This window comes from Halopelagius fulvigenes, from assembly GCF_042662625.1.
In the GTDB taxonomy this organism is placed as follows: domain Archaea; phylum Halobacteriota; class Halobacteria; order Halobacteriales; family Haloferacaceae; genus Halopelagius; species Halopelagius fulvigenes.
This window is the reverse complement of record NZ_JBHSXH010000015.1, coordinates 1,003,353-1,016,925: the sequence shown is the minus strand read 5'-3', so window position 1 is coordinate 1,016,925 and position 13,573 is coordinate 1,003,353. Positions and strand designations below refer to the sequence as shown.

Sequence of the window (13,573 nt, the reverse complement as noted above, 5' to 3'; positions counted from 1 at the left end):
CCGATTGAATACGGAGAGGGAGAAACGAATCTTCCGATGGATACGTTCGCCGACGCGGACATCGACGCCATTCTCGCCGGAGAGAGCGACTGGTTGGGTTCGGAGGCGGCGGAGACGCTCGCGCACCACCCGCTCGAATCGGTCGAAACCGAGTTCCCCCACCACGCTCGGTCTCTGGACTCCCCCTCCGGCGGGCCGCGACCGAAGGAGCGACACCCGGTGTTCTTCGGTTGCTACGACTGGCACTCGGCGGTCCACAGTCACTGGGCGCTCGTTCGCCAACTCCGACTGTTCGAGGACCACCCCGAGCGCTCTCGAATCGTAGAGAGCATCGACGGTCGGTTCACGCCCGAGAACGTCGAACGTGAGGTCGAACAGTTCGAGCGCAACCCCGCGTTCGAGAAACCCTACGGTTGGGCGTGGCTCCTCCACCTCGCGTCGGAACTGCACCTGTGGGGGAACGACCGCGCCGCAGCGTGGCGCTCGGTCCTCGAACCGTTGGAGCGGAAGATCGTCTCCCTCGTCCGCTCGGAGTTTCTGACCCAAGAGCGTCCGTTCCGGGTCGGAACGCACCGGAACTCCGCGTTCGCCCTGCACTGCGTCCTCGATTACGCGCGGACGGTGTCCGACACCGCGCTCGAATCCGCCGCCTCCGAGACGGCGAGGGAGTTCTTCGCCGAGGATCGGGACTACCCGGTCGAGTACGAACCGCTCGGGTGGGACTTCCTCTCGCCCTCGCTGACCGAGGCGGACCTGATGCGCCGCGTCTACGACCGCGACGAGTTCGAAACGTGGGCCGAGGGGTTCTTCCCCGACCTGGCCCGCTCTCCGTACGATTCCGTCCTCGAACCCGTCCGCGCCGATTCGGACCCCGAGGAAGGGGTCGCGCTCCACCTCGTCGGACTGAACGTCTCGAAGGCGTGGTGCGCGGCGGGCCTCGCGTCCGCCCTCGACGGCCACCGGTACGCCGAGCCGTTCCGTCAGAGCGCGGAGAGACACGCCGAGCGCGGATTACAACGGGCGTTCACCGAGAACTACGCCGGGTCCCACTGGCTCTCCTCGTTCGTCCTCTGCCTCCTCACCAGAGAGGAGGGCGGCATCGCGCCGGCGTAATCGCACTCGTCAGTCGCTGTTTCTCCAGATTCTCCCGTTTCGGCCGGTAAGCGGTCGGAGCGACGTGCACCCTCCGCCGAGTGTCCGATTTCTCGGAACGCCCCGATTTCGTATCGCGGTATTTGATGTATGTCTCTCTCGCCGGCGTCGGTTCTCGTTCTCGCAGAGTGCCGCCGCGGCCCGTCACGGACGTCCCTCCGGGCGATTTCGCTCACGGATCCGTTCCGATAGCGGTCGGACCCCGCCGAGTACGGACGCGATTCGGAGGTGGGGCGGTCGGTAGCGAGACGAACGGGGGGCTGACCGGTTCGCGTGCGTACTCCCGGGCGGCGAGTTCTCGACGCTTCGGTATCCCCGGCGAGCGAATCCGGTGAGACGACGGGACACCGAGTCGGTCCGCGGTCTCGACGACTCTCCTCGGGACGAACGCCGACTTCTCACCCTCGTGCCCCACGCGGCCGTTTCGCCGGTGGGCGGTTCGGCGTTGATCCCGCGGGCGGTCGTCGCGGCCGAAACTCCGGGGGTGCCGCCGGGCGAGTCGGCCGTCCGTTCTCGTCGCGGGTTCGTCCGCCGCGGGAAGGGGCTTTCTCACGTCCGACTCGGGCACCTGAACGCCGCGTCGGGGAAACTCGTCCGCGGAGCGAACGACGCCGCCGCAGGCGCCCCTCGGGAACGAAATAAACCATTGAGTGCTATATCTAATCCCGGTCGATGCCGCCGTCGCGGCGTCTCGCCGGTCGTCGATTCCGCGCCGTCGTCCGGCAATTCTGTTGAGAGTCGCCACGTTCAAGCCCTACTGACGTGTCGGTTCGCACAATGACTCGGAGCGTCTGGCTCAAGGCCGACGACGCCGTCGGCGATTGGGAGACGAGGAAGCGACGAATCACCGCGGGCCTCGAAGCGGGGGTCGATTGGGTGCTCGTAGACGAGGAAGACGTCGAACGCGTCCGTTCGCTCGGCGACGTGAACGTGGCCGCCTTCCGGAACGACGGGGACGTGCGACTCGTCGACGACGTCGAGGAGGCGGAGGACGAAACGCCCGACCCGAACGAGAACGCCGACGCCTACTTCGTCGGCAAGGGCGGCGAGGGCGACGGCACCGTGGACCTCCCCTCCGACTTCTCCGGTTCCGCCGACCTCACGACGCTCCGCCGCGACGACGAGAGAGCCAACGGCGCGTACGTCCGCATCCTCTCGAAGGACTACGAGTCGTTCGCCGAGGAGGCGGCCCTGGACGCCGACCACACCATCGTCATCGGGGAGGACTGGACCATCATCCCCTTGGAGAACCTCATCGCCCGCATCGGCGACGAGACGGAACTCATCGCGGGCGTCACCTCCGCCGAGGAGGCGAAGACGGCGTTCGAGACGCTCGAATCCGGCTCCGACGGCGTCCTCTTGGACAGCGACGACCCCGACGAGATTCGCCGAACCGTCGAGATACGCGACGAGGCCGAACGCGAGTCGCTCGAACTCCGGTGGGCCGAGGTGACCGCCGTCGAACGGACCGGCATGGCCGACCGGGTCTGCGTCGACACGGGCAACCTGATGGAACACGACGAGGGGATGCTCGTCGGCAGCATGGGCCGGGGTCTCTTCTTCGTCCACGCCGAGACGGCCGAGTCGCCGTACGTCGCCTCCCGACCGTTCCGCGTCAACGCCGGCGCTGTCCACGCGTACGTCCGGACGCCCGACGGCGGGACGAAGTACCTCTCGGAGCTGAAAAGCGGCGACGAGGTGCAGGTGGTAGACCAGACCGGTCGGACGCGGGAGGCCATCGTCGGGCGCGTGAAGATAGAGAAGCGACCGATGTTCCGCGTCGAAGCAGACGTAGACGGCGACAGGGTGGAGACGCTCCTGCAGAACGCCGAGACTATCAAGGTCCACACGCGCGAGGGCCGCACGTCGGTCACGGACCTCGAAGCCGGCGACGAAATCCTCCTCTACTACGAACAGACCGCCCGCCACTTCGGCGAGGCGGTCGAAGAGAGCATCATCGAGAAGTAATCCGAGTTCCGCCCGTCGCTCCGTCTCTCTACTTCGTCTCGTCGCCGCGTTCCTCGACTTCGACGTTCTCGACGCCCTCGGGCCGACGCTTCAGTTCCGTCGCGCACCACGGGCAGAACGACATCTCCGCGTCGAGTTCGCCGCCGCAGTGCGGACACCGCGGGCCGGAGTCCGTCCGGTAACTGCGCGCGGCGACGTAGTAGGCGTCCACCGTGCTGAGAAACAGGAGCGCGAACACCGGCCCGGTCACCTCCGTAGGGAGAGCCGAGAGGTCCCACACCGACACCGTCGTCGGGTCGGCGAACGCGAACACGAGGCCCACGCCGACGGCGACGACGAGCGTGAACCACGCGACCGCTCTGCGCCACCGCCGGAGGTAGACGTGCCCCGCGCCGGCGATGCCGACGCTCGCACCGAGTACGCCCACGAGGGCGGCGACCATCGCTCGCCGACGCGTATCCGCCATGTCCTGCCCCGAAGCGGTCACGACGCTTAAGTGTCCGGATTTCTTTCGAGGTCGCCGACGAGTCGAGAAAGCGTCTCCAAGTCGTACTGGCCCGGTGCGGTGGCGTCCGCCGGTCTGACGGGCGCGTACCCGATTTTCGACCCGTAAACGGGCGCGACGGCGCGCGTGTGTCGCCCTGCCTCGCCCATCGCCATCGTCGCCACGGTGTCGCCCCACGTCGTCGCGGCGTCCGTCGCTTCGAGGAGTCGCAGGGCGTCGCGGTCGTCCGTCGCCGTCACCGCGACTTTCCCCACGTCGCCGAGCGTCGCCGCCCGGTGGAGTTTCCGGCGGAGTTCGGAGGCGGCGGGCGTCCCCTCGAAGTCGTGAACGGAGGCCACGACGGACGCGCCCGACTCCCGAACCCGGTCGGCCGCCGCCGCGCCCCGCGGGGTGAGGAGGCTGTCGAGTTCGATATCGACGGCCGCCACCACGTCCCGTTCGGCCGCCCGTTCGAGTGCCGCCAACCGGTCGTCCTCGCCGTCGTCGCACTCGCCGCCCTCCCACGACGCGCGGTTCGTCGCGATGAGCGGAACGCCTCCGTCGTAGGCGTCGAGGGCGGACTCGGGGTCCGAATCCGCGAGGTCCATCCGAAACTCCACCGCATCGGCGTGTTCGTCGACCAGGGGGTCCGCGGCGTCCGAGAGGTCGGCGGTGGCCGCCGCCAACACGAACGAGTCGAACGAGAGGTGCATACTCGAAGGCCGGAGTGCGGCGACTAAACGCTTACCCGGCGCGCGAAATCGGCCGGAACCCGTCGGGGGAGAGGTCAAATCGCCTCGGTTCGGCGGGGAGAGCGGAGCGGTCGCTTGCGAGCGTCGATAAAACCGAAAACCGCGGCGAACGGCGCAGTTCAGGCGAGGCCGAGGCTCTCCTCGGCTTCGAGGAGTTCGTGGTAGCGGTTGCGGATGGTGACCTCGGAGATGTCCGCGACGTCGCTGACGGCGGCCTGCGTCGTCTTCTCGTTCGTGAGGAGGGCGGCGGCGTAGACGGCGGCGGCCGCGAGGCCGACCGGCGACTTGCCCGAGTGGACGCCCTTCTCCTTGGCGTTCTTCAGCAGTTGGCGCGCGCGCATCTTCGACTCGTCGGAGAGTCCGAGTTCCGACGCGAAGCGCGGGACGTACTGCTCTGGGTCCGCTGGCTTGACCTCCAGCGACAGTTCGCGGGCGATGTAGCGGTACGTCCGGGCGACTTCGCTCTTCTCGACACGCGAGACGTCCGTGATCTCGTCGAGCGAACGCGGGACGCCGGCCATCCGCGCGGCGGCGTACGTACAGGAGGTGGCGACGCCCTCGATGGAGCGTCCCGGCAGTAGGTCGTCGTCGAGTGCGCGGCGGTAGATGACCGAGGCCGTCTCGCGGACGTTCTCCGGCAGACCGAGCGCCGAGGCCATGCGGTCTATCTCGCCGAGGGCCTGCTTCAGATTGCGCTCCTTGGAGTCGCGGGTGCGAAACCGCTCGTTCCACTTGCGGAGACGCTGCATCTTCTGGCGCTGGTTCGACGACAGCGAGTTGCCGTACGCGTCCTTGTCGCGCCAGTCGATGTTGGTCGAGAGACCCTTGTCATGCATCGTGTTCGTCGTCGGCGCGCCGACGCGGGACTTGCTGTCCTTCTCCTGGGCGTCGAAGGCGCGCCACTCGGGGCCGCGGTCCACGGAGTCCTCGGTGATGACGAGGCCGCAGTCGTCACAGACCGTCTCCCCGTGTTCGTCGTCGGTGATGACGTTGCCGCCGCACTCCGGGCACGTCAGTTCCTCGTCGGTCGTCTCCGACTCCGTCTCGGATTCGTCCGCCGGTCGCCCCCACTTCTCTCCCGCGGAGTCGGCGTTCCGTTTCTCGCCGGTCCGCTCTTTCGGTTCCTCTCTCGTTCTCGCAGTTCTGCGAGTGAAGGTGCTCTTCTCGCTCATTGGTACAGCGACGAATGCCCCGGTGCGGAAACACGGCTGAGAAAGCCCGAGGCGGTCCGTACCCCAAAGAGCGAGTAAGACCACATAAGCAGTTCGGAATTTTCTTCGAATTCGTACGATAGGCCTCGATTTCCGACGTTTGTGAACGGGTGTCGTTCATGTTTATATACTGTTGACTTCGCGTAACTCCTTTGCGCTCACACGTTCGAGAGGGGGTATGGAGGGTGACCCGGAGGGCGCACGCGGGGCCGAGGGGGCACCGCGCGTCGTATCGCTGGCACCGAGTTCGACGGCGACGCTCGCGGCGATGGGCGCGGACGACATCGTCGTCGGCGTTACGACGCACTGCGAGTTGGACCGGCCGGTCGTCGGCGGGTGGTTGAACCCCGACTACGACCGCATCGCCGAGTTAGACCCCGACCTCGTCTGCACCAGCGACGGCTTGCAGGCGGACGTCCGCGACGAACTCCTCGACCGGGGCTTCGACGTCTGCCACGTCGAACCCGACGGGTTAGCGGCCGTCGTAGACTCCTTCGAGACGCTGGGTCGCGCCGTCGGGCGACCGGAGGCGGGGGCCGAACTCGCCGCGGAGGCGCGGAACCGACTCGCGGCGGTCCGAGAGTCGGTCGCCGACGAACCGGGCGACGGTCCTCGCCCGGTCGTCTACTGCGAGGAGTGGTCCGACCCGCCGATGGCCGCGGGCAACTGGGTCCCCGAGGCGGTGGCGGCCGCCGGCGGACGCTACCCGTTCGTCCCGCCCGGCGAACGCTCCAGAGAGGTGTCTCGCTCCGCGGTCGAAGTCGAAGACCCCGACCACGTCGTGTTGCACGTCTGCGGCCACGGCGACCGGGTGGACCCCGAGTCGTTCCGCGCCCGCGGGTGGAACGTCGACGCCGACGTTCACGTCGTAGACGACGACCTGTTGAACCAGCCGAGTCCCCGCCTCGTCGAGGGTATCGAGACGCTCTCGTCTCTCCTTCACGGCGGCGAGTGAGTCGCCGAAAGCGACACGCACATCCCCGCCGACGCGGAACCGGCGGGCATGCGAGTCGCAGTCGGCAGCGGAAATCCGGTGAAGCGTGACGCGACGGAACGCGCCTTCGACGAGGCGACCGTGGCGTCCGAGTCCGTGCCCTCGGGCGTCTCGGAGCAACCGACGGGGCACGCGGAGACGCGCACCGGCGCGGAGAACCGCGCCGTCGCCGCCCTCGACGCGGGCGCGTACGACTTCGGCGTCGGCATCGAGGGGGGTGTGGCCTCCTTCGAGGGGTCCGACGACCTGTTCTTGGTGATGTGGGCCGCCGTCACCGACGGCGAGACGACGGGGTACGGCGCGGGGCCGAGCCTGCGCCTCCCCGACCGAATCGCGGACAGGGTGCGGGCCGGCGAGGAACTCGGGCCGGTGATGGACGACGTTCTCGGGACCGAAGACGTGGCAAAGAAGCAGGGCGCGGCCGGCGCGTTCACCGGCGGCCGGATGTCCCGGACGGACGCGCTCGAATCGGCGGTGACGGCGGCCCTCGCGCCGTTCGTGAGCGAGTTGTATCGGTAGTTGGCCGTAAGAACATCCGCGCGCCGAAGGCGTGCGGTTCACCGACGAAGCCGTCTTCGACGGCTGAGTCGGCCTTTTTGGTCCAGATTTTTGCGGTGAGGGTGCGCGAAGCGCACCCGAAGCAGAAAAAGGTGGGTATCAGTCGTCGAGTTTCGCCGCTCCCTCGGGGGCGTCTTTCACGTCGCGCGTCTCCTCGACGGCGGTCGTCAGGGAGACGTTCAGGCCGATCATCGAGGCGTACCCGCCGATGATGGTGATGACGTTCTTCAGCGCGTGGTCGAGCACCGCCGCGCCGATGGCGATGGAGGGGCCCACGTCGGTCAGGCCCATGACCAGCAGGGTGAACGCGCCTTCGTAGAGGCCGACGCCGCCGGGCGAGAGGGGGAGCACCTTCGCGAGGTTGCCGACGCTGACGGCGAAGAAGCCGACGGCGAGGAGTTCGACGACTCCGAGTCCGGGGTCGAACGCCGCGAGGATGACGACCGCCGTGATGACGTCCAGCGTCCAGATGACGACGCTCGACGCGCCGACGCGGGCGAACCCGCGTCGCGTCCCGGCGACGGTCTGCAAGTCGCCCGCGAACCGTTCGACGACGCCCGCGACGTACTCCGCGTAGGAGTCGGAACTCGCCCGGCGGACGAGACTCCCCGCGAAGTTGCTGTCCGACCGGGCGGTGAGGGCGATGACGGCGACGGCGACGACGGCGGCCAGACCGACGAGTGTCGCGACGACGACGGCGACCAGCCCGGCCTCCTCCGCGCCGACGAGCGTCGCCGCCAGTTCGGCGGTCTCTCCGGTCACGGTGTAGCCCACGAGGACGACGCCCGCCATGCCGGCTATCGTGAGGAGGTCGAAGACGCGTTCGGCCGCGAGGGAGGCGAACCCCGTCGGGTAGGGGATGCCACGCCGCGCCTTCACCACGTACGCGCGGATGAGGTCGCCCGCGCGCGCGGGGAACACGAGGTTCCCGGTCTGACTGATGAACACCGCGCCGGTGAGAAAGCTCGCCTTCTCCCGGTAGCCCAACTCTTCGAGGATGTCGCGGTAGCGGACGCCGCGGACGGGCCACGAGAGGATGTAGATGACGGTGGCGACGGCGACGAAGGTCATGTCGGCCTGCCTGACCTCCGAGAGGACGGCCCCGAAGTCGATGTACTGCGTCATGAGAAGCATCGCGGCGACGGTCAGGACCGCGCCGGCGACTAACGCGACTCTGCGCGTGATGCGCGGGCGAACCGACAGCTGCCACCACGCCCGAAGTATCTGGCTCCCCATGCCGAACACGTCGCGGACGAGGTCCACCTTCGTGTCGCTCTGCGGCGTCCAATCGACGGCGAACTCGCCGACCTCGAACCCCTCGCGTTGGGCGCGGACGAGCATCTCCGTGTCCCAGAACCAGTGTTCGTCCTCCACACCGTCGCGGAGCGTCTCGAACACCTCCCGGGAGAACGCCTTGAAGCCGCACTGGTGGTCCCGGAGGTCGGACTGGAGGAAGAGGCGCACGAGGACGTTGTACGCGCGACTCGGCACGCCGCGCTTGGCGGGCCGGTCGGCGACGTTCTCCGGCATCCACCGCGACCCGGTGGCGACGTCGCAGTCGCCCGAGCGCACGCGTTCGACCAGTTCTTCGAGGTGTCGCATGTCCGTCGCGAGGTCGGTGTCGAAGTAGACGAGAACGTCGCCCGCGGCCGCCTCGAACGCGTGTTCGAGTGCGCCGCCGCGCCCCAACCGTTCGTCGCTGTGGAAGTGGCGGACGCGCGGGTCGGCGGCGGCCATCTCTTCGGCCAGTTCGGGCGTTCGGTCCGAACAGCCGTCTTCGGCGACGATGACCTCGAAGGCGTCGTCGGGGAGGAACGAAGAGAGCGCCGAGAGCGTCGTCTCGACGGTCCGTTCGATAGTGTTCTCTTCGTTGTACGCGGGAAGGACGACGCTCACTTCGACGGCGCGTGAAGCGTCGACCGCGTTGCTTGCGGTCGGACGACCCATTGTATTCCTCGTGGGCGGCCCGCAGGTATGAATTTTCTGTCTTCGTATTTGGCCGTCAAACGCACCCTGAGCGCCTGATAGTCTAGATTATGGTACTGTTAGACGACTGTACCTGCAACGGACTGTCGCCCCAGCGGGCGGGGGGGTCGGGGGGAGAAAACCGCACGACGACGGCGTGTTAAGCGCTCGTACCAAACCCCTCATACCCCATTGTCGCCTTTCGTGTAGTATGAGCACCACCGCCTCCGCCGCGACGACCGACCTCAGCGAGAAACAGCGTCGCATCCTCAACTACCTCGAATCGAACGCGCCCGACCAGATGTACTTCAAGTCCCGTCTCATCGCGGAGGATCTCGGTCTCTCGGCGAAGGAAGTCGGGGCCAACATGCGAGCGCTCCTGTCGGACGAGTACGACGTGACCGTCGAGAAGTGGGGCTACTCCTCGGGCACGACGTGGAAAGTGACCGTCTAAGCCCACGTTAACTGACCGTACCACCGCGACAGGACGACGAGACGCGGACGCACCGCCGACGTTCGGCGGCGTCGTCGCTCTCGGTGACGCTCGTTTTTCGAGAAGGTATCGCCGACAGCGACGCCGCAACCGCGACGACGCTTACGGGTCGAAGCGGATGAACCGCGAGGCGTCGTCGGCGAACGCGGCGGCGTCGGGCCCGAACGAGTCCGCGTAGCGGATCAACAGCGTGATGACCGTCTCCGGGCGGCGCACGGCGTAGCCGTCCTCTCGCGAGAGCAGTCCCGCCTCGTCGAGCTCCCGCGCGTACGTGCTCACCGTCGCACGCGACACGTCGAGTCGGCCCGCGAGGTCGGACCCGGTCGCCTCCGGGTCACGGAGCAGTTCGACGAGCATCCCGCGCGGCGTCGAACGGCGCAGGTAGCCGAGCGACACCTGCTCGAACTCTTCGAACCGGTCCGTCGGGAAGAACCGCTTGTAGTCACCGTCGCGGCGCGACTCCACGACGCCCTCCTCCAGGAGGTGCCGGAGGTGGTACTGCGTCTCCCCCGTCCCCAGTTTCAGGTCGTCGCGTATCTTCGAGAAGTGCGCCCCCGGCGTCGCGGCCACGTACCCCACGATCGCGTCGCGCGCGTCGCTTCCGGTTTCGCCGGATTCGGTCTCGCTCTCGTCGTCTCCGAACCCCACGAGCGGCGTTGCGGCCCCGAGCGCGGCGAATCGCCGCAGCGTGGCCCGTTTTTCCTCGTCTACCCCGTTGTCTGCCATCGGTACTACCTCAAATACGGGAGGTCGAGTGCAAAAGCGCTTCGCTCCATTTTGTAGTGAGGCGTTAATACGTACGATTCCGAGACTTTCTTTCCTATTCGACCTCTCGTTCGACCTCCGCGTCCTCGTCGGAGGGGGGGCCGTCCGCCGACGTTCCCCCGGCGGCGGCCGCGCCGCCGGCACCGTCGTCTACGACCTCGTCGGAGTCGCGGATGTTCGCTTTGTCCTCCGTGTCCGCCTCCGTGATTATCTCGTCGGCGCTCTTGATGTCGGGGTCGGCCCCCTCCTTGATGGCCTGCGCCTCCTGTTCGAGCTCTTCGACGTCCATCTCGGCGGCTTCGTCTATCTGGCCGAGAATCTCCTCAATGTCGTCTAGGCCGATGAGCTCCCGCGTCTCGGCGTCGAAGTCGAGGCTGTCGAGGCCGGCCTGTTCCTGCACGTCGCTGTTGGAGAGCTGGCGGCCGTAGCGGCCGAGGAGCGAAGTGAGCTCCTGCGGGAGGACGAACGTCGTGGACTCGCCCTGCCCGATGGTTTCGAGCGTCTCCATGCCCTTCTCGATGATGGCGCGTTCGCCCATCGACTCGGCGGACTTCGCGCGGAGGACCGTCGAGATGGCGTCACCCTGCGCTTCGAGGATCTGGCTCTGCTTTTCACCCTGCGCGCGGATGATGTTCGACTGCTTCTCACCCTCGGCCGTCTCGACGGCGGAGCGACGTTCACCCTGCGCTTCGAGGATCATCGCGCGGCGGCGGCGTTCCGCGGAGGTCTGTTGCTCCATCGCCTGCTGGACGTCCTGGGAGGGGTTGACCTCGCGGACTTCGACGCTCTCGACGCGGACGCCCCACTCGTCCGTGGGTTCGTCGAGTTCCTTGCGGATGCGCGCGTTTATCTCCTGTCGCTTGTTCAGCGTGTCGTCGAGCTCCATGTCGCCCAGCACGGCGCGGAGCGTCGTCTGCGCGAGGTTCGACACGGCCTTCTTGTAGTCGTCGACTTCGAGGAACGCCTTCTTCGCGTCCATCACCTTAATGTAGACGACGGCGTCGGCGGTGACCGGCGAGTTGTCCCGCGTGATGGCCTCCTGCCGGGGGACGTCGAGCGTCTGCGTCCGCATGTCGAAGGCGTACGTCCGCGAGACGAACGGCGGGATGAAGTTGATACCCGGTTCGAGCAGCTTCCGGTACTCGCCGAACACGGTCAGCGCCTTCTTCTCGTAGGCGTCGACGATCTCCACCATCTGGTAGACGGTGACGACCGCGAGAAGGAGGACTAACAGTCCGACGGCGAACGATCCGAAACCGAGGCCGAGTTGGAGTGCTACGGGGTCCACTACCATACCCGGGGGTTGGTGAGTTGTGCGGATAAGTGTTAGCCCGAGACAATGACGAGCGAACCGAGCGACGCGACCGAATCCGCCGACGGGCCGGCCGGGTCGGGTCGTTCGGCCGCGTTCAGGTGCGTTCGGTCTCCGACTCGACGCCTGCGTCGCGTTCGGTGCGGGCGCGCCCCCGCGCGAGTTCGCGGTCTATCTCGTCCTGCGGCGCCTCGAGCGATTCGACCGTCACCACGTTGCCCCCGCCGGGGTCGACGATGATGACCTCCGTCCCCTCGGCCATCTCTCCGCTCACGGACCGCGCGGCGTAGTAGGGGTTGAAGCCGCCGCCGTCGAGCAGCTTTATCTCGCCGCCCGTCGGCGTCACGCGTTCGGTCACGCGACCGGTCTTCCCGCGGAGCGACGTGGAGTCCGACGTTCGGCCCGTCCCCTTCCCGCCGTAGATGTCCAGTTCGCGGTAGCCGTACAGCGCCAACGCGCCGAAGACGAGGACGAGGAGGCCGAGGACGATGGGTCCGGCGAACGGAATGACGAGTCCCACGAGTCCGGCCGCGAGGAGGGCGATGCCGAGGACGATGAAGTGCGCGCCCGGCGCGAGGGCCTCGGCGAGGGTGAGTCCGAGTCCGGCCGTGACGAGGAGAAGCGGCAACGCCTCCGGCCCGATGGAGAGCTGCAACGGCGAGAGCGACGACCCGAGCATAGCGGACCTATGGAACGCTCCCGATTAAGGATTGTCACGCCATCGCCGAATTTCATCCGGCGGCGCGGCCGACCCATCCGTCAGAGTTCGGTCGCTTCCGCGGAGATGGCGGTGTCTCTCGTGAACTTCACGCCCGGAACGTCCTCGCCCGACCGGACGAGGAGCGTCCCGCTCTCGGCGTCGGCGGGGACGGAGAACACCGTCCACACCTCCCGCGACTCGCCCGGCGCGAACAGGCCCGCCGACGGGAACCCGGTGCTGTTCCGGAGCGGTTGGTAACCGTACCGGTCGCCCGCCACCTCCAGCGCCAACTGCGCTTGGGACAGCTGCTCCGGCGACTCCGAGAGACTCGTCACGTTCATCCGGACGACGACGAACGTCTCGTTCTCCGGCGCGTCGTACGTCGTCCCGTTTATCGTGACACTGTCGGTCGTCTCGGCGTTCCAGCGGACGTCGAGGGCGGCGTTCGCGCCGGCGGTCGAGACGGCGGACACCGCCGTGTCCCCCCCGCCGCTGCCCATCCCGGGGACGGTGAGCGCTCCCGTGGCCGACCCGGCGACGACCAACAGCACCACCGCGACGACGACGGGGAGGAGCGTCCGCGGCGACACCGGAAGCGCGTCGAATCGCCCGCCGCCGCCGCCGTCTCCCTCGCCGTCCGGGGGCGGCCCGTCGGCGTTCGAGTCGTCGGTTCCGTCGCTGTAGCCGCCGAGTCTGCTCCGGATCCGCGCCTGCAACTCGGCCGGGTCGAACGGCAGGTCGAAGGGGAGCGTCTCGGGGACGGGGAGTCCGAGCGCCCTGAGTTTCGCGAGAATCGGGTCCAACGGACCGCCGCCGGTGTACTTCCGGAGGACGTGGTGGAAGCCGCCCTCCTCGACGGTCCCTTCGAGCGTGGTCCGATCGAGGAGGTGGATACCCTTCGCGTCGGCTATCTTCCGCGCCTCGTCGGCGTACGCGCCTTGGGTGGCGACGACGGCCACGTCCACGCCCTTCTTCCCGCAGAGCGTCACGAACCGGCGGAGGTGCTGACCGGAGACGTGCGACTCGGTCGTCGGGAAGACGAACAGGACGCCCCGCCTGCCGTCGCCGCGTTCGCCGATGATGAAGTACGTCCCGTTCGCTCGCTCCTGCACCGTCGTCTCCCACCCGCGTTCGCCCCAGAGGTCGCCGAGGAACGACACGAAGTCCTCCGGTTCCAACTCGGGAATCACCGCCCGTCACCTCCGCTCCGCGGCGGGGC

General features: G+C 67.8%; 13 protein-coding genes. 5 read left to right on the top strand and 8 right to left on the bottom strand.

Features of this window, described 5'->3' with window-relative positions:
* Window positions 1-36 precede the first annotated feature (36 nt).
* Window positions 37-1,113, top strand: a complete 1,077-nt coding sequence (locus ACFQEV_RS15345; protein WP_379697850.1) for a DUF2891 domain-containing protein — start codon at window positions 37-39, stop codon at window positions 1,111-1,113.
* 816 nt (window positions 1,114-1,929) lie between these two features.
* Window positions 1,930-3,120, top strand: coding sequence for a 3-dehydroquinate synthase II (locus ACFQEV_RS15340; protein WP_379697848.1), 1,191 nt, complete (start codon window positions 1,930-1,932; stop codon window positions 3,118-3,120).
* Between the two features lie 28 nt (window positions 3,121-3,148).
* On the opposite strand, the gene ACFQEV_RS15335 is transcribed toward ACFQEV_RS15340, so the two are convergent.
* From ACFQEV_RS15335 to ACFQEV_RS15325, 3 genes are all read right to left on the bottom strand, one after another.
* Window positions 3,149-3,586 (bottom strand): DUF7575 domain-containing protein, encoded by a 438-nt coding sequence (locus ACFQEV_RS15335; protein WP_379697846.1) that lies wholly within the window; start codon window positions 3,584-3,586, stop codon window positions 3,149-3,151.
* A 26-nt stretch (window positions 3,587-3,612) separates the two neighbouring features.
* A complete protein-coding gene (locus tag ACFQEV_RS15330) occupies window positions 3,613-4,317 on the bottom strand; it encodes a type I 3-dehydroquinate dehydratase (RefSeq protein ID WP_379697844.1) in 705 nt (234 codons plus the stop codon).
* A 158-nt stretch (window positions 4,318-4,475) separates the two neighbouring features.
* On the bottom strand, window positions 4,476-5,528 hold the full coding sequence (locus ACFQEV_RS15325) for a transcription initiation factor IIB (protein ID WP_379697842.1): 1,053 nt from the start codon (window positions 5,526-5,528) through the stop codon (window positions 4,476-4,478).
* A 217-nt stretch (window positions 5,529-5,745) separates the two neighbouring features.
* On the opposite strand from ACFQEV_RS15325, the gene ACFQEV_RS15320 reads away from it, so the two are divergent.
* Entirely contained in the window at window positions 5,746-6,522 is a 777-nt protein-coding gene (locus ACFQEV_RS15320; RefSeq protein ID WP_379697839.1) for a helical backbone metal receptor, read from the top strand.
* A 48-nt stretch (window positions 6,523-6,570) separates the two neighbouring features.
* Entirely contained in the window at window positions 6,571-7,080 is a 510-nt protein-coding gene (gene yjjX / locus ACFQEV_RS15315; RefSeq protein WP_379697836.1) for an inosine/xanthosine triphosphatase, read from the top strand.
* Between the two features lie 138 nt (window positions 7,081-7,218).
* Here the strand turns inward: yjjX and ACFQEV_RS15310 are convergent, their stop codons facing one another.
* A complete protein-coding gene (locus ACFQEV_RS15310) occupies window positions 7,219-9,066 on the bottom strand; it encodes a flippase-like domain-containing protein (RefSeq protein ID WP_379697834.1) in 1,848 nt (615 codons plus the stop codon).
* Between the two features lie 229 nt (window positions 9,067-9,295).
* On the opposite strand from ACFQEV_RS15310, the gene ACFQEV_RS15305 reads away from it, so the two are divergent.
* Window positions 9,296-9,538, top strand: coding sequence for a winged helix-turn-helix domain-containing protein (locus ACFQEV_RS15305; RefSeq protein WP_379697831.1), 243 nt, complete (start codon window positions 9,296-9,298; stop codon window positions 9,536-9,538).
* A gap of 141 nt (window positions 9,539-9,679) precedes the next feature.
* Here the strand turns inward: ACFQEV_RS15305 and ACFQEV_RS15300 are convergent, their stop codons facing one another.
* The 4 genes from ACFQEV_RS15300 to ACFQEV_RS15285 form a co-directional block, all read right to left on the bottom strand.
* The gene (locus ACFQEV_RS15300; protein ID WP_379697828.1) at window positions 9,680-10,303 is read right to left on the bottom strand and encodes a winged helix-turn-helix transcriptional regulator; all 624 of its coding nucleotides are present in this window, start codon (window positions 10,301-10,303) and stop codon (window positions 9,680-9,682) included.
* Between the two features lie 94 nt (window positions 10,304-10,397).
* Window positions 10,398-11,630 carry an SPFH domain-containing protein gene (locus ACFQEV_RS15295; RefSeq protein ID WP_379699898.1) on the bottom strand — a complete coding sequence of 411 codons (1,233 nt, stop codon included), beginning with the start codon at window positions 11,628-11,630 and terminating at the stop codon, window positions 10,398-10,400.
* A 121-nt stretch (window positions 11,631-11,751) separates the two neighbouring features.
* Complete coding sequence (locus ACFQEV_RS15290; protein WP_379697825.1) at window positions 11,752-12,333, bottom strand: NfeD family protein; 582 nt, start codon at window positions 12,331-12,333, stop codon at window positions 11,752-11,754.
* Between the two features lie 80 nt (window positions 12,334-12,413).
* Complete coding sequence (locus ACFQEV_RS15285; RefSeq protein WP_379697822.1) at window positions 12,414-13,544, bottom strand: restriction endonuclease; 1,131 nt, start codon at window positions 13,542-13,544, stop codon at window positions 12,414-12,416.
* Window positions 13,545-13,573 lie beyond the last annotated feature (29 nt).